Here is a 17604-nt window from a genome sequence, read left to right as displayed (position 1 = left end):
GATTTTGAAAATCATAAGTCAATATGAAAATTTCTGGTTGACTATGAAAAAATTATATCAAAGCTAGAGGACGGGAGCAAAAGGGGAATTCATGTTCACGTCATCGCGCCAGCATTTCATTGCAGCGGCTGTTGCCATTATCGTTCTGGCGGTGGCGGGCGTTGTTGTTGCCGGGCTTTTCGGTGCCGCTGCCGAGCGTGTGCTGACCGTTTTCTTCATCTCGCTGATCGCGGTGACGGGCATTGGCGTCTATAGCGGAAACAGCGGAATCCTGAGTTTCGGCCATGTCGCCTTCATGGGCATCGGCGCCTATGTATCGGGCCTTCTGACGCTGCCGGCGGGGCTGAAAATGGCGACGCTGCGTGGTCTGCCGGACTGGCTTGCGGCCACCGAACTCTCGCTCATCCCCGCCATCATCGTTGCGGTTCTGGTCACAGCGGTGATTGCGCTTCTGATCGGCATTGCCATCGGCAGGCTGGAAGGCTCTGCCGCCTCGATTGCGACGCTCGGGCTTCTGGTGATCGTGCATGGCGTGATCATCGGCTGGCGCGATGTGACGCGCGGCGCGCAGTCCTTTTTCGGCGTTCCGCGCGACACGACGCTGATCATCGCCGCGGTGGCCTGTGTGATCGCGCTGATCGCGGCGCGCTGGTATCGCGATTCCCTTTCGGGCCTGCGCTTGAGGGCGGGCCGTGAGAACGCCATTGCGGCGAAGGCCGTTGGCATCAATGTGCAGCGCGAGCGCCTTGTCTCATGGGTTCTGAGCGCCGCCATCATGGCGCTCTCGGGCGCGCTGATCGCGCATTTCCTTGGCGCTTTCAGCCCCAAGAAATTCTATTTCCACGACACGTTCCTGCTTCTGGCGATGCTGATCGTCGGCGGCATGACCACCGTGACCGGTGCAATTTCCGGTACGATCCTGATCACGGTGATCACCGAAATTCTGCGCCGCTTTGAAAGCGGAATGACTATTGGCGGTTTCGAGCTGCCGTCCGTTTTCGGCACGACGCAGATCGGCATCGGCCTGCTCATCCTATTCGCCATGTTCCGCATGTCGGAAGGCGTGATGGGGTTGAAGGAATGGGAAGAGCGTGTCTTCCCGTTCAGGCCCAGACGGGGGAAGGCCGAGGCACTTGGGAGACGCACGAGCGACGACCGTCTGAAGGTCGAGCATGTGTCGATGCAGTTCGGCGGTCTGCGCGCGGTGGACGATGTGAGCATCTCGGTCAATCCGGGCGAGATCCTGGGCCTTATCGGCCCCAATGGTTCGGGCAAGACGACGCTTTTGAACATCATTTCCGGCGTGCTGAAGCCGACCGAAGGCGACGTGGTGCTGGGGGCGAAGTCTCTCACCGGCGTTGCCTCGGAGAAGATCGCCGATGCGGGCATCGCCCGTACCTTCCAGAACATCCGCCTGTTTCCGACGCTGACGGTTTATCAGAACGTACTGGCAGCGGCCCTTTCCACCCATGGCGGGAAGAATGCGGAGGAACGTGCGGGTGCCGCCCTTGCGCGCCTCGGCATCGAGGAACGCGCCGGCGAGGATGCGGGGACGCTCTCTTACGGCGAGCAGCGGCGGGTCGAGATTGCGCGCGCGCTCGCCTGCGAGCCGACGCTGCTTCTGCTCGACGAACCGGCAGCCGGCATGAACCGCGAGGAGACCGACGATCTGATCGAGCGGCTGAAGGTGCTTTCCGCCGATCTCGGCCTCGGCGTGGTGCTCGTCGATCATGATCTGAAACTGATCAACGAACTGTGCGACCGCATCGTCGTGCTCAACGAAGGAAAGCTTATTGCGGATGGCGCCCCGGCCGCCATCCGGGAGAACCCGGCGGTCATCGAGGCGTATCTCGGGCCGGGCAAGGCCGCCTGACAAACGAACAAACAAGAAAGAGGGAACTGACATGAACAAGCTGCTCATATCCACGCTTCTCGCCAGTGCGATGGCGTTTCCGGCTGCGGCCGAAACGCTGCGCGTCGGCGTTGCAACCGCACAGACCGGCGCGCTTGCGCCCTTCGACACGCCCGTGATCGACGGCATTCACATCGCCGTGGACGAGATCAACGAAGCCGGCGGCATCGACGGCAAGATCAAGATCGAGCTTCTGGAAAAAGATGTGCGTTCGGACGCGGCACAGACCTCCATCGCCACCCAGGAGCTGGTGGATGAAGGCGTTTCCGTGATCGTGCTGCCCTGCGATGCCGACCCGGCGCTTGCCGCCATTGGTGTCGTGACCGAAGCGCAGATCCCGGCGATCTCCACCTGCGCCTCCTCGCCCACTCTCCCGCAGATTGGCGGTGACTACATGTTCGCCAATTTCCCTGGCGACAATGTACAGGCGACGGTCTCGGCGAAATGGGCCTATGACGAGGGCCATCGCAGCGCCTACATCATCTATTCGCCCGACACGCAGTACACGACCATGCCGCTCTATTTCGCGGAAGTGTTCGAGAAGCTGGGCGGCGAGATGCTGGGCGAGGACACGCACACGATTGGTCAGCAGGATTTCTCCGCCATCGCCACGCGCATTGCGGCACTTGATCCGCAGCCCGATGTCATCATGACCTCGACCTATGAGCCGGATTTCCCCTCAATGCTGAAGGCGCTGCGCGCTGCCGGCGTGGAAAGCCAGATCATCGGGTCCGACGGCATCGACAGCCCGACCACCTTCTCGCTGGGTGCCGTGGCTGAAGGTCTTGTCTTCACGACGGCGGGCCATCCGACCGAGGGCAGCCCGCTCGAAGCCTTCAACAAGAAGTTCGAAGAGGTGAACGGCAAGGCTCCCGAAACCGTGTTCAATGCAGTCGGCTACGACCTTGTGAAAGTGCTGGAGGCGGCGGTGATTGCGGCGGACGGTTCCACCGACGCACAGACGCTGCGCGATGCCATCGCCAATCTGGAGAATGTGCAGGGCGCGACGAGCACCATCACCTACAAGGGCACGGACGGAATGCCGCTGCGCGAGGTAAGCCTGATCCGCGTGAAGGATGGCGGACGCGAGCTGATCGGACAACCGACACCGGACGCTTCGCTCATCCCCGAACCCCGCGTTCAGTGAGGTCATGACGTGTCTGCGCTACTGACAGTCCAGTCCCTCCAGGTTCAATACGGTGCCGTCAACGCGGTGCGCGGTATCGATCTGGACGTGCGTGAAGGCGAAATCATCGCGCTTCTGGGCGCCAATGGCGCGGGCAAGTCCTCGACGCTCAATGCGCTGGTCGGTCTGGCACCGGCCAGCGCAGGCAAGATCACCTTCAAGGGGCAGGACGTGACCGGCAGCGCGCCCGAGCGCTTTGCTTCTCTGGGGATGACGCTGTCGCCGGAGGGGCCGGCGCGTCTTCGGTACGCTCAGCGTGCAGGAAAATCTGCTCATGGGCGCCTATTCCATGCGGGACAAGGCCGAGGTGAAAACGGCTTTTGACCGAATTTTCGACCTGTTTCCGATTCTGCGCGAGCGCCGTGATCAGTTTGCTGGAACGCTTTCGGGCGGCCAGCAGCAGATGCTGGCCGTTGGCCGCGCGTTGATGAGCAATCCGCGTCTTCTCCTGCTTGACGAGCCGTCGCTGGGGCTCGCGCCGAAGATCGTCGAGCAGGTTTTCGAGTTGATCACCGTGCTGCGCAAGCAGGGCGTGACGTTGATGGTCGTCGAACAGAACGTGTCGATGGCGCTCGAAGTCGCGGATCGCGGATACGTGATGGCCAGCGGCCGCATCGCAGCTTCCGGCACGGCCGGCGAACTGCGCAATTCCGACACGCTGCAAGCTGCCTATCTGGGGGCCAGTTAATGGATCTGTTTTTACAGCAAACCGTCAATGCCTTCGCACTCGGCGGCACCTATGCGCTGCTTGCGCTGGGTCTTGCGATGGTCTTTTCCACCATGGGGCTGATCAATTTCGCCCATGGCGAGTTGATGACCATCGCCGGCTACATTCTAATGGCCTGCGGGCTGGCGGGGGTTCCCTTCGCTTTCTCCATCCTGCTTGCCATTGCGGCTGCGGTGCTTGCCGCCGTGGCCATGGAGCGCATTGCCTTCAGGCCGGTGAGAAACGCTTCCGGCGCGACGATGCTGGTGACCAGTTTCGCCGTCTCGATGATATTGCAGGTTCTGTTTCAGAACTTCATTTCCGCCCGTTCGCAGGCGGTTCTGGTGCCGGAAATCCTGTCTGAAAGCGTGCGCTTTGGCGGGCTGGTGATCGGCGTGAACAAGATTGCGGCAATCGTCACCACCATCGTGATGCTGATCTTTCTCGACCGTTTCATGAAGCACCACCGCATCGGCATCGCCATGCGGGCGGCAGCGGAGGATTTTTCGGTGGCCCGCCTCATGGGCATCCGCGCCAATACGGTGATTGCAGGTGCGTTCGCGCTGTCGGGTTTTCTCGCTGGTGTTGCCGCCGTGCTCTGGGTCAGCCAGCGCGCTTCGGTCGATCCGCTGATGGGTTTCACGCCCGTTCTGAAAGCCTTTATTGCCGCCATTCTGGGTGGTCTCGGCTCGCTGCGCGGCGCCGTGGCCGGCGGCTTTCTGCTTGGTTTCATCGAAATCTATCTGGCGGCCTATCTGCCTGCCGGCATGCAGGAATTCCGAGATCCCATCGCCCTTTGCCTGGTCGTTCTCGTGCTGATCTTCCGCCCGAACGGCCTTATCCCGTCGCCAGCCCTCAAGGCGGAGAAAGTATGAGCCTTCACACATCTGTCGGGGAGAGCGATCGGCTTCTGGCGTCGCTCGACCCTGATCCGGTCACGATCATCAATGGAGACAGCAGTTTTCCGGTGCTTCTGGTCTGCGAGCATGCAGGGAAGACAGTCCCGCAGGCGCTTGATGACCTGGGGCTGAGCGCGGAAGCGCTCGATGCCCATATCGGATGGGATATCGGTGCTGCCGGGGTGACACGGCTGCTTGCGGACCAGATCGGTGCGCCGGCCATCCTGCAGAGCTACAGCCGGCTTGTGATCGATTGCAACCGCCCGCCGGAAGCCCCCGATGCGATGCCGGAAGTGAGCGATGGTGTGCCGGTGCCGGGCAATCGGGGCCTGACGCCCGGGCAGCGCGCGGCACGCCGGCGCGAAATTTTCGACCCTTTCAATACAGCCGTTGCAAAATTGCGCGGCCAGCCGAACTGCCGGGCAATTCTCTCAATCCACAGCTTCAATCCACAGCTTCAGGATGGTGTGAATCGGCCCTGGGAAATCAGTTTCCTTTACCGTAAGGACGCCGCGACCTCAGAGCGGCTGCGGCATCTCGTTCTGGAGAGTGCGCCGGACCTGACCGTGGGCATGAACGAACCCTATCAGATCGATGATGAGTCGGACTGGTTCGTGCCGCGCCACGGGGAAGAAAGCGGTCTGCCCCACAGTCTCATCGAAATACGCAACGACCTCATCTCAGATGCTGACGGGCAAGCGGAATGGGCAAAGCTCATGGCCACCGTCATTCATCGCTTCGCAACGGAGTTATAGACATGGAACTCACGCGCAACGTTCCCATCGAGCCGGCCCCAGGCCGCGATCCTCTATGTGGATGTGCAGAATTTCAGCGCCAAGAAGAACGGCGCGGAGTTTGCAGATCTCGACGAGAAGACACTGAACGAGAAATATGGCTGGTATTTCGACCGGCTGGAGGGCGAGGTGATCCCGCGCATGCAGAAGTTGCAGGCAGCCTGCCGCAAGGCTGGCGTGGAGGTGATGTACACCACCATCGAAAGCCTGACGCTCGACGGACGTGACCGCAGCCTGGATTACAAGATCACGGGCTTCAATGTGCCCAAGGGCTCGTGGGACGGCAAGGTGATCGACGAGATCGCGCCGGGTGAAGACGAGATCGTTTTGCCGAAATCCTCTTCCTCCGTGTTCGTTTCCACCCATATCGACTACATTCTGCGCAATCTGGGTGTGAAGCAGCTCATCATCTGCGGGCTGATCACCGATCAATGCGTGGAGAGCGCCATTCGCGATGCCTGCGATCTGGGCTATCTGGTGACGCAGGTGACGGATGCCTGCCTGACCTACAGCCAGGAGCGGCATGACAATTCGCTGCGCACCATCAAGGGCTATTGCCGGCAGGTGACGACGGAAGAGTTGATCGCGGAACTCTCTTAGATCAGGAGTTCCCAACGACCCCGGAAGTGGTCTAGATCGCTGCATGGATGACACGGCCGGAAACGGCACGCGGGAGGGTTCAGCATGACCGCAATTCTCGACACGGTTCCGCGCTTTTCTGAGGAAGAGGCGGCAGGGCTCCTCAAGGATGTCTATGGCATCGAGGGCACACTTTCGGCGCTGGCGAGCGAACGGGACCAGAATTTCAAGGTGAAGACGCCGGATGGCGCGTTCATCTTCAAGGTCGTCAACGCGGCCGAACCGTCCGAAGAAAGCGATTTCCAGACGGCGCTCCTGCAGCACATGAGGCAAGCTGCGCCGGACCTGCCGGTGCCGCAGCTTCTTCCCACACTGAAGGGTGAGGCGCTGGGTTCTGTTGAAGGTGCGAACGGTGCGACGCACCGGCTGCGGCTTGTCAGCTGGATCGAAGGCACGCCGCTTGCCGAAGTGCCACGCAGCGAGGCGGCCATGCAAAGCCTCGGCGGGCTGCTTGGCCGGTTCAACAGTGCACTCAAGGGTTTCATGCATCCCGGCGCGGTGCGGGCACTCGACTGGGATCTGCGACTGGCCGGCAACAGCCGCGCGCGGCTTGACCATATCCGCGATGCGGATGACCGGGCGCTTGCAGAGCGCTTCATCGCACGGTTTGAGGCCGATGTGCTGCCGCGGCTTTCGCGCCTGCGCGGCGGGGTGATCCACAATGACGCCAATGACTGGAACGTGCTGGTCGACCCGGAGGATCATACCAAGATCTGCGGCCTGATCGATTTCGGCGATGCGCTTTACAGCGCGCTGATCTGCGAAGTGGCGATTGCCGGTGCCTATGGCGCGCTCGACTGCGATGACCCGCTGGGGGCGATCGGGGCGCTGGCTGCGGGGTTCCACGCGCAGTATCCCTTGCTTGAAGAAGAGGTCGATCTCCTGTTCGATCTCGTCGCCATGCGGCTTGTCACTTCGGTGACGATCTCGGCCAGCCGTCAATCGGAAGTGGCCGACAATCCCTATCTCGCTGTCAGCGAAAAGCCGGCCTGGGATCTTCTGCGCCGGCTTGGTGCGATGGACCCGCGCTTTGCCACGGCCGTTTTGCGCAGTGCCTGCGGCTTTGAAGCGATGCGGGGTGCGCGCGCGGTGAAAAGCTGGCTTGCGAAGAACCGCCGCCGCTTTGCGCCGGTGCTGGCGCGGCCGGCCGCAAGCTATCCAACGGCGCATGTGCCTCTGGGCGACCGGAGCGATGCAATCGCCATCGCATCCGCCGAGGAACGTCCCGACGAGGCGCAGGCGCTGTGGGAAGAGGCAGTGGGCGATGCGACGCGCATTCTGGGCATCGGCCCGTGGGGCGAGGATCGCGGGGTCTATACGAGCGAGATTTTCGAATCCCGCCTGATCGCCGGTACCCGCCGCACGCGGCATCTGGGGCTCGATCTTTTCCTGCCGGCGGGGGCTGCGCTCTATGCACCGGTCGCAGGCATCGTGCGCGAGGTGAGCATCGAGCCAGCGCGGCTTGGCTATGGCGCGGTGATGGTGCTGGAGCATGCGCCCGAGGATGGTCCTGCCTTCCTGTCGCTGTGGGGGCATCTTGCCCATGAGGTGGTGGACCGGCTGAAAGTCGGCGACCGGGTCGAGGCCGGCGCATTCCTGGCGCATATGGGTGGGCCGAAGGAAAATGGCGGCTGGATGCCGCATCTGCATCTGCAGATCGCCTGCGACACGACGATGAGCGCCGACGACATTCTGGGCGTTGGTGAGACGCGCTATCTGGAAACATGGGGTGAGCTTTTCCCCGATGCCAGCGATTTCGCCGGGCTCGTGGCGGTGGATGCGGGGCGGCTTTCCAAGGCCGAGATCGTGGAGAAGCGCCAGTCGCTGCTCCTGCCGAACCTGTCGATTTCCTATGAGGAGCCGATCAAGTTCGTGAAGGGCGAGGGCGTCTGGCTGATCGATGATCGCGGCCGCGCCTATCTCGATTGCTTCAACAATGTCTGCCATCTTGGCCATTGTCACCCGGCGGTGGTGGAGGCGCTGGCCACGCAGGCGGCCACGCTCAACACCAATACGCGCTATCTGCATGACAACATCGTCGCCTATGCTGAGCGTCTGACGGCGACCATGCCCGAGGAACTCTCCATTGCGGCCTTCGTGAATTCGGGTTCGGAGGCGAACAGTCTGGCGCTGCGCATGATGCGGGCACATACGGGCCGGGAGAACGCCATCGTTCTCGATTGGTCGTATCATGGTACCACGCAAGAACTGATCGATCTCAGTCCCTACAAGTTTCGTCGCAAGGGCGGGCAGGAGCCAAAGCCGCATGTGCATGTGGCCGCCCTGCCGGATGCCTATCGCGCACCAGCCGACTGGCCACAGGAAGAACTGGCAAAGCGCTTTGCCGTAAGCGTGGCAGAGCAGATCGACGCCATGGCGGCGAGAGGCGAGGCGCCAGGTTTCTTTATTGCCGAATCCATCCCAAGCGTTGCCGGGCAGGTCTTTATGCCGGAAGGCTATCTGGAGGAGGTTTACCGCATGGTGCGGGCGGCAGGCGGCCTCTGCATCGCCGACGAGGTGCAGGTGGGCTTTGGCCGTATCGGCAGCCATTGGTGGGCGTTTGAGACGCAGGGCGTGGTGCCCGACATCGCCACGGTGGGCAAGCCCATCGGCAACGGCCATCCGATGGGTGCGCTGGTGGTGCGGCGCGAGATCGCCGAAAGCTTCCACAATGGCATGGAGTATTTCAACACGTTTGGCGGCAACCCGGTCTCCTGTGCGGTGGGGCTTGCGGTGATCGACACGATCGAGCGTGATGGCCTGCGCCAGAACGCAGCGGAAATCGGCGCCTATCTCAAGGCGGGCTTCATCGAGCTTCAGCACCGCTACCCTGTGATTGGCGATGTGCGCGGCATGGGCCTCTTCCTTGGCATCGAACTGGTGGAAGACCGCGAGACGAAGGTTCCCGCCACCGCGGCGGCGCGTGCCATCTGCAACGAGGCGCGGGCGCGCGGCGTGTTGATGGGCACGGAAGGGCCATACGACAACGTGCTGAAAATGCGCCCTTCGATGATCTTCTCCAAGGCCAATGCAGACCATCTTCTGGGCGTTCTGGAAGAAAGTTTCGAGGCTGTGGCGCGGGCCGGCTGAGGCCGTCCAAGGCAGGGTGAAGTCGCTGCGTGAACGCAACGCTGATCCGTGATATGGTCAGGGCGTGCATGTTGACATAAAGATATCTTTATGTGATGCAGGCCGCCTCTGTATCAAGGATGAAAAGCGTCGCTCATGTCGTCTATCGATGAACTGTTTGGTCCCGTTGGCGAAAAGCCGGATGGATCGGAAATCTTCGCCGCGCTGCACAAGGCTGCGCGCGAGCGCATTCTCATCCTTGACGGTGCGATGGGCACGCAGATCCAGGGGCTGGGCTTCGACGAGGATCACTTTCGCGGTGACCGCTTCGTGGGTTGCGCCTGTCACCAGCAGGGCAATAACGACCTCCTCAACCTGACGCAGCCCAAGGCGATCGAGGAAGAGCATTTCCGCTACGCGATGGCGGGTGCGGACATTCTCGAAACAAACACCTTCTCCTCCACGACCATCGCACAGGCCGATTACGGCATGGAGGAGATGGTCTATGAGCTTAACCGCGATGGCGCGCGGCTTGCCCGCCGGGCGGCCAAGCGTGCCGAAGAGAAGGATGGCGTGCGCCGCTTCGTGGCTGGTGCGCTCGGACCGACCAACCGCACCGCCTCCATCTCGCCGGACGTGAACAATCCCGGCTACCGCGCCGTGACCTTCGACGATCTGCGCATCGCCTATGGCGAACAGCTGGGCGGGCTGCTCGATGGCGGCGCGGACATGGTTCTCATCGAGACCATCTTCGACACGCTGAACGCCAAGGCGGCGATCTTTGCCTGCGAAGAAATCTTTGCCGAGCGTGGGATTCGCCTGCCGGTGATGATCTCCGGCACGATCACCGATCTTTCCGGCCGCACGCTTTCCGGCCAGACACCGACGGCCTTCTGGCATTCGGTACGGCACGCCAAGCCGGTCACGATCGGTCTGAACTGTGCGCTGGGTGCTGCGGCCATGCGCCCGCATCTGGCGGAGCTTTCCGGCGTGGCCGACACGCTGATCTGTGCCTATCCGAATGCCGGCCTGCCGAATGCCTTTGGCCAGTATGACGAAAGCCCGGAAATGATGGCCGAGCAGGTCGCGGAGTTCGCGCGCGAGGGGCTGATCAATGTGGTTGGCGGCTGCTGCGGCTCGACACCCGAGCACATTGCCGCAATCCGTGATGCGGTTGCGAACCATCCGCCGCGCGAAATCCCCGAGCGTCCGCCGCAGATGCGGCTTTCGGGGCTGGAGCCTTTCACGCTGACCGACGACATTCCCTTCGTCAATGTGGGTGAGCGCACCAATGTCACGGGCTCTGCAAAATTCCGCAAGCTCATCACCGCAGGCGACTATGCGACCGCGCTCGACGTGGCACTCAATCAGGTTGAGGGCGGGGCGCAGATCATCGACGTCAACATGGATGAGGGCCTGATCGACTCCAAGAAGGCGATGATCGAGTTCCTCAATCTGGTGGCGGCGGAGCCGGACATTGCGCGCGTGCCGGTGATGATCGATTCCTCCAAATGGGAGGTGATCGAAGCGGGCCTCAAATGTGTGCAGGGCAAGGCCGTGGTGAACTCCATCTCGCTCAAGGAGGGCGAGGAAGCGTTTCTGGAGCAGGCCAGACTGTGCCGCATGTATGGTGCGGCGATGGTGGTGATGGCGTTCGACGAAACCGGTCAGGCCGACACCAGGGCCCGCAAGGTGGAAATCTGCACCCGCGCCTACAAGCTCCTGACCGAAAAGGCCGGTGTCGCGCCGGAAGACATCATCTTCGATCCGAATGTTTTCGCGATCGCGACCGGTATTGAAGAGCACGACAATTACGGCGTCGACTTCATCGAGGCGACGCGCGAGATCATAAAGACCCTACCGCATGTCCATATCTCGGGCGGCGTGTCGAACCTCTCCTTCTCGTTCCGTGGCAATGAGCCCGTGCGCGAGGCGATGCATGCCGTGTTCCTTTACCACGCCATTCAGGCGGGCATGGACATGGGCATCGTCAATGCCGGCCAGCTTGCCGTCTATGACACCATTGATCCGGAGCTGCGCGAGGCCTGCGAGGATGTGGTGCTGAACCGCGAGCCGAAGGCGGGCGGTACGGCGACGGAGCGGATGCTCGATATCGCCGAACGCTATCGCGGCACTGGCGGACGCGAGGCCAAGGAGAAGGATCTCTCCTGGCGGGAGCTACCGGTCGAGAAGCGGATCGAACATGCGCTCGTCAACGGCATCACCGAATATATCGACGTGGACACCGAGGAAGCGCGGCAGAAGGCAGAGCGCCCGCTGCATGTGATCGAAGGCCCGCTGATGGCCGGAATGAATGTGGTCGGCGATCTGTTCGGCGCGGGCAAGATGTTCCTGCCGCAGGTCGTGAAGTCGGCGCGCGTGATGAAGCAGGCCGTGGCTCTTCTTCTTCCCTATATGGAGGAGGAGAAGCGGGCCAATGGCGGCGGCGAGCGCGAGAGCGCCGGCAAGATCCTGATGGCCACGGTGAAGGGCGATGTCCATGACATCGGCAAGAACATCGTCGGCGTCGTTCTGGCCTGCAACAATTACGAGATCATCGATCTGGGCGTGATGGTGCCAGCGGCGAAGATTCTGGAGACCGCGCGCGAAGAGAAAGTCGACATCATCGGGCTTTCCGGTCTCATCACCCCGTCGCTTGACGAGATGGTGCATGTGGCGGCCGAAATGGAACGCGAAGGGTACGATATTCCGCTCCTGATCGGCGGTGCGACGACCAGCCGTGTGCACACGGCGGTGAAGATCCACCCGAGCTATGAGCGCGGGCAGGCGGTTCACGTAAACGATGCGAGCCGTGCGGTTGGCGTGGTTTCGAACCTGCTTTCGGCAGAGACACGCGACGGGTACATCGAAAAACTGCGCGAAGAGTATCGCAAGGTCACGGAGGCGCATGAGCGCTCCGAGCGTGACAAGCAGCGTCTGCCGATCGCAAAGGCACGCGCCAATCCGCACAGGATCGACTGGGCCAGTTACACCCCGCCCAAGCCGAGCTTCACCGGCACGAAAGTGTTTGAGAGCTGGGATCTGGAAGAACTGGCGCGCTATATCGACTGGACGCCCTTCTTCCAGACATGGGAGATGAAGGGGCGCTACCCGAAAATTCTCGAAGACGAGAAGCAGGGCGAGGCCGCGCGGCAGCTCTTTGCCGACGCGCAGGCAATGCTGAAGAAGATCATCGACGAACAATGGTTCGTGCCGCGTGCCGTGGTCGGGTTCTGGCCGGCCAATGCGGTGGGCGACGATGTGCGTCTCTTCACCGATGAGACACGGAAAGAGGAACTCGCTTCTTTCTTTACCCTGCGCCAGCAGCTCACCAAGCGTGGCAACAAGCCGAATGTTGCCCTGTCGGATTTCGTTGCGCCCCTGGACAGCGGAAAGCCTGACTGGATTGGCGGGTTCGTCGTGACAGCGGGCATTGAGGAAGTGGCGATTGCCGAACGCTTCGAGCGCGCGAATGACGACTACAACTCGATCCTCGTGAAGGCGCTGGCCGACCGGTTTGCGGAAGCATTCGCCGAACGCATGCATGAGAAGGTGCGCAGGGAATTCTGGGGTTATGCGGGCGATGAGAGCTTTACGCCCGAAGAGCTGATCGCCGAACCCTATGCGGGCATTCGCCCGGCACCGGGCTATCCGGCGCAGCCGGATCACACGGAGAAGATGACGCTGTTCAGGCTGCTCGATGCGGAGAAGAATGCTGGAGTGGAACTGACCGAAAGCATGGCCATGTGGCCGGGGTCATCCGTCTCAGGGCTCTATTATTCGCATCCGGAAAGCTATTATTTCGGCGTTGCCAAGGTCGAGCGCGATCAGGTGGAAGACTATGCCGCACGCAAGGGCATGGATGTGGCAGAGGTGGAGCGCTGGCTCGGGCCGGTGCTGAACTATCTCCCGTCTTCCTATTCGGAAGCTGCCGAATAACGCCTATTTGGCTTCAGGCACGTTGCAGACACGCGAGCGGGTGAGAAAGCGTTTTTCGCGCCCATTGTCGAGCGAGAACATCCCGCCGCGCCCTGGCACCACGTCGATGATCAGATCGGTGTGCTTCCACGCTTCAAACTGTGACGCGCTGATGAAGACCGGGGTGTCTGAGATATGGCCCAAAAGCACGTCGTGCTCTCCCACGATGAAATCGCCGCGCGGGTAGCACATGGGCGAAGAGCCGTCGCAGCAACCGCCTGACTGGTGGAAAAGAACGGGGCCGTGATCGGCGATGATCTCGGCGAGCAGCGCAAGCGCTTCCGGTGTCGCTGAAACCTTGTCATTCGTGGTCATGCGGCTTCCCTTCAGAAAATGGCAGGCGGGGGGCGCGAAAGCTGGCGGCTAAAGCCTCCCGCCTGCCGGGGCAGCTTCTTCCCGAAAAGGGGAAGAAGCACCTCGAAACGCCTGATCGGCCAGGGCCGGGACCGACGTCGCCTTATCGCCTCGCCTCAGAAGAAGCCCAGCTTCTTTGGGCTGTAGCTCACCAGCATGTTCTTGGTCTGCTGGTAGTGATCGAGCATCATCTTGTGCGTTTCGCGACCGATGCCGGACTGTTTGTAGCCGCCGAAGGCCGCGTGGGGCCGGATAGGCGTGGTAGCAATTGGTCCACACGCGGCCCGCCTGAATGCCCCGACCAAAGCGATAGAGCCGGTTGGCATCGCGGCTCCAGATACCGGCGCCAAGGCCATAGAGCGTGTCATTGGCGATTTCCATGGCCTCGGCATCGTCCTTGAAGGTCGTGACCGACACGACGGGGCCGAAAATCTCTTCCTGGAAAACGCGCATCCTGTTGTGGCCCTTGAAGACCGTCGGCTTGACGTAGTAGCCGCCGGCGAGATCGCCGGGCAGATGCGCCTGTTCGCCGCCGGTCAGCACTTCCGCGCCTTCCTGTCTACCGATGTCGATATAGCTCAGAATCTTCTCAAGCTGCTCGGAAGACGCCTGCGCGCCGATCATGGTTGCCGGGTCGAGCGGATCGCCCTGCACGATCTGCTCGACGCGCTTCAGCGCACGCTCCATGAACTCGTCATAGATCGCCTCGTTAATGAGGGCGCGGCTCGGGCAGGTGCAGACCTCGCCCTGGTTGAGCGCGAACATCACGAAGCCTTCAATCGCCTTGTCGAAAAAGTCGTCGTCCTCGGCGGTGACATCCTTGAAGAAGATGTTGGGCGATTTGCCGCCAAGCTCCAGCGTGACCGGGATAAGGTTCTGGCTGGCATACTGCATGATGAGCCGGCCGGTCGTGGTTTCGCCGGTGAAGGCAATCTTGGCAATGCGGTTGGAGGATGCGAGCGGTTTGCCGGCTTCAAGGCCGAAACCGTTGACGATGTTCAAAACGCCTTCCGGCAGGATGTCGCCGATGAGATCGGCCCACAGCATGATCGAGGCCGGGGTCTGCTCGGCCGGCTTCAGCACCACGCAATTGCCGGCGGCAAGCGCGGGCGCGAGCTTCCAGCAGGCCATGAGGAGCGGGAAGTTCCACGGGATGATCTGGCCGACCACGCCCAGCGGTTCGTGGAAATGATAGGCGACGGTGTCGTCGTCGATCTGCGAGATGGAACCCTCCTGGCTGCGCAGAACGCCGGCAAAGTAACGGAAGTGATCGATGGCCAATGGCAGGTCGGCTGCGGTCGTTTCACGGATTGGCTTGCCATTGTCCCAGGTCTCAGCGCGCGCCAGAAGTTCGAGATTTTCTTCCATCCGGTCGGCGATGCGATTGAGCATGAGGGCGCGCTCGGCCGGGCTGGTGCGGCCCCAGGCATCCTTGGCCTTGTGGGCGGCGTCGAGCGCCAGTTCCACATCGGCTGCCTCGGAGCGGGCGATTTCGCCCAGAGGCTGTCCGGTGACGGGTGAGACGTTTTCGAAATAGCGCCCGGATTTCGGCGCGACCCATGCGCCGCCGATGAAATTGTCGTAGCGCTTGGCGAAAGGCACTTTGGCACTGCGTGCGAATTCAACCTTGTTCATGAAATCCTCCCGAATTCAAACCGCAACATGCGGTGTGATCGGAAGGTTAGGAGGGACAGGGTCGGTGCGGCAGTGGGGTGGGAAAGGCAGAGTGTCCGACCTGTCTCAGATATGCGACAGGTGGCTTTTGAAAAACGTCAATGGGAACGTTCCACACCGAGTCTTGCCATTTTGCGATGCATGGTGGCGCGGGAAATGCCGAGCTGGCGTGCGGCCTGCGAAACGTTCCCGCCGGCACTGGCAAGAGCACGTCGCAGCGCGTTGCGCTCGGCGTCGGCAAGGCCGGGTGTCGTCTTTTGCGAGCCGCCCAGCACTTCGCATGCGGGCAGGGGATCTGCAAGTGGCCCGGCAGGCAGATCCAGAAGCGCGCGGGCGGTGCGGGTTGCGCCGATCACAAGATCGTCTCCATCGACGGCGATGAGGGCAGAGGGGTCCGCCGCAGGCAGGAGCATGATGCGGGCCTGCGGGTAGGCGAGGCGAAACGCTTCGGCCTCTATGCGCCGCGCGGCATCGCTGGCCGCCGTGGCGATGAGGCTGACGAAGCCTTCCGTGAGGTCGGCACGGCAGGACGAAACATCCAGCGCGCCCGCAAGATGGCCTTCATGATCGAATACGGGGGCGGTGGTGCAGGAAAGAAGCGTGTTGCGGGAATGAAAGTGCTGGTCGCGGTGGATTGTCAGCGTGCGGCGCTCCACAAGGCAGGTGCCGATGCCATTGGTGCCTTCGCTCTGCTCGCTCCAGACCGTGCCGGTCCACAGACCCCACTGGCGGAAGGTTTCGTCATCACCTGGCGTGCCGCGCCGCTCCATGAGAATGCCCTGCCGGTCTGCCAGAACCACGCAGCAGCCGGAGCCGCCGACAGCGCGAAAAAGCTGATCGAGGGGTGTCTGGGCCGAGCGGATCAGGGGCTCCATGCGGGCACGGGCGGCAGCGAGCTCGTGATCGCAGATGCGTTGCGGTGCGCGCCTTTCTGCCGGATCGAGCCGGTGAAGCCTGCAGGATCGCTGCCACGAAGCCACAAGAGCGGATTTGGCGGCACGATTGGAATCCACTGCCGCAAGAACCCTGTCTGCGTGATAGGCCAGACCACGTCCACCCATGGATTATCCTCCCCGTGGCCCGCCAGCGTCCTCCACGCCATTCTTTAGATCGGGCCGGTTGGTTTTCCAGGATGAAGTTTCTTTGTCCGGACCGATCTGTCAATACGACCTTCGCGAAGGCCGCATTGCCGCGTTCTTCGAATTATCGTGGGCGGTGAACGCGCCTAATGCGCGTCTGCCACGCCACGCCGCCAGTAGGAAACGACGAGGTGCTGCGCGTTCGGCAACCGTAACGTCTTGCGCACATGCCCGCGAATGGCCTTGAATGCGGCGAACTCGCACCCGGCCCCAGACGAAGAGGTCTGGATCGCTGCCGCTGATCGGCAGGGCTTTTGCTGCATCGGGAAGAAGCGTGGCGGTGCCGGGTTCGCGGCCATCGCGCAGCAGCCATTCGAGGTCGAGGTCGGCGCGGGTTGCCAGCTCCTGCTTCTCGGCAGCGTTGGCGATTTCCACGCGAACGATGGCTCTGGTCTCGCAGGGCAGACCTTCCAGTATGCGGCCGATGGCCGGAAGCGCGGTCTCGTCTCCCAGTAGAATGAGCTTGTGTGCCTTTTGCGGCTCTCCGCCACCGGGGCCTGTCATCCCGACGATATCGCCGGGTGCGGCACGGGCGGCCCAGCCCGCGCCGGGACAGGCATCGCCTTCATGCAGAACCATGTCCACATCGACAAAGCCTCTCTCTACATCGATTGCGCGGATGGTGTAGACGCGGGCGACCGGGCTGTTGTCATCATCCGTCCACACCGCTTCGCCGTTCATGCCAAGACGCGGCCAGGACGGGGCTGCGGCATTTTCCGGCGGAAACAGAAGCCGAATGTGCAGCCCGTCATGCGAGAAGCGCTTGAGGTCTTCGCCAGCCAGGCGCACGCGCTTCATTCCCGGAGTGACGTTCTGTGCGGAAACCACCTTCATTTCGCGGAAATAGGGAAGCAGCATGCCCGGCGTGTTGTCGCTCTCCCAGTCGAGCGCGATGGCCTTGTCGAGCGATTGCAGGCGATGGGAGATGCCAAGCTGCAGATAGGCAAGCGAGGTTCGATCCTCGGCGTCCAGCCTTATTTGAATGTCTGATGGCTGGGGCTCCAGTGCGATCAGCCCGAACGGATGATTGAGCTGCCAGCCCGTGCCCGTCGCCTCGATGGCCGCTTCGGATGTGGCAGCGGCCAAAGCTTCCAGCACCGGCCTTTCTGCCATGCGCGGGAGGCGTAACTGAGCGCGGTAGGAACCCTGGGATGTCATGAAGCCTGTCCTGCAATGTGAAATATTATGATTTTTATAGTCATATTAAATGGCATTGCAATCGCCTGGAGCAGAATGCCCGCGCCTGACTGCACA

The 17604-nt window shown here is 61.9% G+C and carries 9 protein-coding genes and 3 pseudogenes; 8 read left to right on the top strand and 4 right to left on the bottom strand.

Annotated elements, in window-relative coordinates:
- Window positions 1–91: 91 nt before the first annotated feature.
- From AB2N04_RS18195 to metH, 8 genes and pseudogenes are all read left to right on the top strand, one after another.
- Window positions 92–1873, top strand: coding sequence for an ATP-binding cassette domain-containing protein (locus AB2N04_RS18195; protein ID WP_367716077.1), 1782 nt, complete (start codon window positions 92–94; stop codon window positions 1871–1873).
- A gap of 31 nt (window positions 1874–1904) precedes the next feature.
- Window positions 1905–3059 (top strand): ABC transporter substrate-binding protein, encoded by a 1155-nt coding sequence (locus AB2N04_RS18190; protein ID WP_367716076.1) that lies wholly within the window; start codon window positions 1905–1907, stop codon window positions 3057–3059.
- Between the two features lie 9 nt (window positions 3060–3068).
- Window positions 3069–3786: pseudogene (locus AB2N04_RS18185) on the top strand (ABC transporter ATP-binding protein).
- A complete protein-coding gene (locus AB2N04_RS18180) occupies window positions 3786–4679 on the top strand; it encodes a branched-chain amino acid ABC transporter permease (RefSeq protein WP_367716075.1) in 894 nt (297 codons plus the stop codon). Before AB2N04_RS18185 ends, AB2N04_RS18180 begins: the two are co-directional and overlap by 1 nt.
- Entirely contained in the window at window positions 4676–5458 is a 783-nt protein-coding gene (locus tag AB2N04_RS18175) for an N-formylglutamate amidohydrolase (RefSeq protein WP_367716074.1), read from the top strand. The genes AB2N04_RS18180 and AB2N04_RS18175 overlap by 4 nt, the downstream gene beginning before the upstream one ends.
- A gap of 2 nt (window positions 5459–5460) precedes the next feature.
- Window positions 5461–6097: pseudogene (locus AB2N04_RS18170) on the top strand (isochorismatase family cysteine hydrolase).
- Window positions 6098–6181: 84 nt separating this feature from the next.
- Window positions 6182–9226 carry an aminotransferase class III-fold pyridoxal phosphate-dependent enzyme gene (locus tag AB2N04_RS18165; RefSeq protein ID WP_367716073.1) on the top strand — a complete coding sequence of 1015 codons (3045 nt, stop codon included), beginning with the start codon at window positions 6182–6184 and terminating at the stop codon, window positions 9224–9226.
- A gap of 135 nt (window positions 9227–9361) precedes the next feature.
- Complete coding sequence (gene metH / locus AB2N04_RS18160) at window positions 9362–13144, top strand: methionine synthase (RefSeq protein WP_367716072.1); 3783 nt, start codon at window positions 9362–9364, stop codon at window positions 13142–13144.
- Between the two features lie 3 nt (window positions 13145–13147).
- Here metH and AB2N04_RS18155 read toward each other — a convergent pair whose 3' ends face one another.
- The 4 genes and pseudogenes from AB2N04_RS18155 to AB2N04_RS18140 form a co-directional block, all read right to left on the bottom strand.
- Entirely contained in the window at window positions 13148–13498 is a 351-nt protein-coding gene (locus tag AB2N04_RS18155) for a DUF779 domain-containing protein (protein ID WP_367716071.1), read from the bottom strand.
- 155 nt (window positions 13499–13653) lie between these two features.
- Window positions 13654–15172 (bottom strand): annotated as a pseudogene (adh, locus tag AB2N04_RS18150) (aldehyde dehydrogenase).
- Window positions 15173–15309: 137 nt separating this feature from the next.
- Window positions 15310–16272 carry a GAF domain-containing protein gene (locus AB2N04_RS18145; protein ID WP_367716070.1) on the bottom strand — a complete coding sequence of 321 codons (963 nt, stop codon included), beginning with the start codon at window positions 16270–16272 and terminating at the stop codon, window positions 15310–15312.
- 99 nt (window positions 16273–16371) lie between these two features.
- A complete protein-coding gene (locus AB2N04_RS18140; protein ID WP_367716069.1) occupies window positions 16372–17508 on the bottom strand; it encodes a siderophore-interacting protein in 1137 nt (378 codons plus the stop codon).
- Window positions 17509–17604: the final 96 nt, after the last annotated feature.

The sequence above is a fragment of the Nitratireductor sp. GISD-1A_MAKvit genome (assembly GCF_040819555.1).
GTDB lineage: Bacteria > Pseudomonadota > Alphaproteobacteria > Rhizobiales > Rhizobiaceae > Nitratireductor.
The sequence above is the reverse complement of the archived record's forward strand: the minus strand, read 5'-3'. Positions and strand labels throughout refer to the sequence as shown.

Coding starts and splice junctions, on each gene's coding strand:
- AB2N04_RS18195 (WP_367716077.1), top strand. CDS start 92: ATGTTCACGTCATCGCGCCAGCATTTCATTGCAGCGGCTGTTGCCATT.
- AB2N04_RS18190 (WP_367716076.1), top strand. CDS start 1,905: ATGAACAAGCTGCTCATATCCACGCTTCTCGCCAGTGCGATGGCGTTT.
- AB2N04_RS18180 (WP_367716075.1), top strand. CDS start 3,786: ATGGATCTGTTTTTACAGCAAACCGTCAATGCCTTCGCACTCGGCGGC.
- AB2N04_RS18175 (WP_367716074.1), top strand. CDS start 4,676: ATGAGCCTTCACACATCTGTCGGGGAGAGCGATCGGCTTCTGGCGTCG.
- AB2N04_RS18165 (WP_367716073.1), top strand. CDS start 6,182: ATGACCGCAATTCTCGACACGGTTCCGCGCTTTTCTGAGGAAGAGGCG.
- metH (WP_367716072.1), top strand. CDS start 9,362: ATGTCGTCTATCGATGAACTGTTTGGTCCCGTTGGCGAAAAGCCGGAT.
- AB2N04_RS18155 (WP_367716071.1), bottom strand. CDS start 13,498: ATGACCACGAATGACAAGGTTTCAGCGACACCGGAAGCGCTTGCGCTG.
- AB2N04_RS18145 (WP_367716070.1), bottom strand. CDS start 16,272: ATGGGTGGACGTGGTCTGGCCTATCACGCAGACAGGGTTCTTGCGGCA.
- AB2N04_RS18140 (WP_367716069.1), bottom strand. CDS start 17,508: ATGACATCCCAGGGTTCCTACCGCGCTCAGTTACGCCTCCCGCGCATG.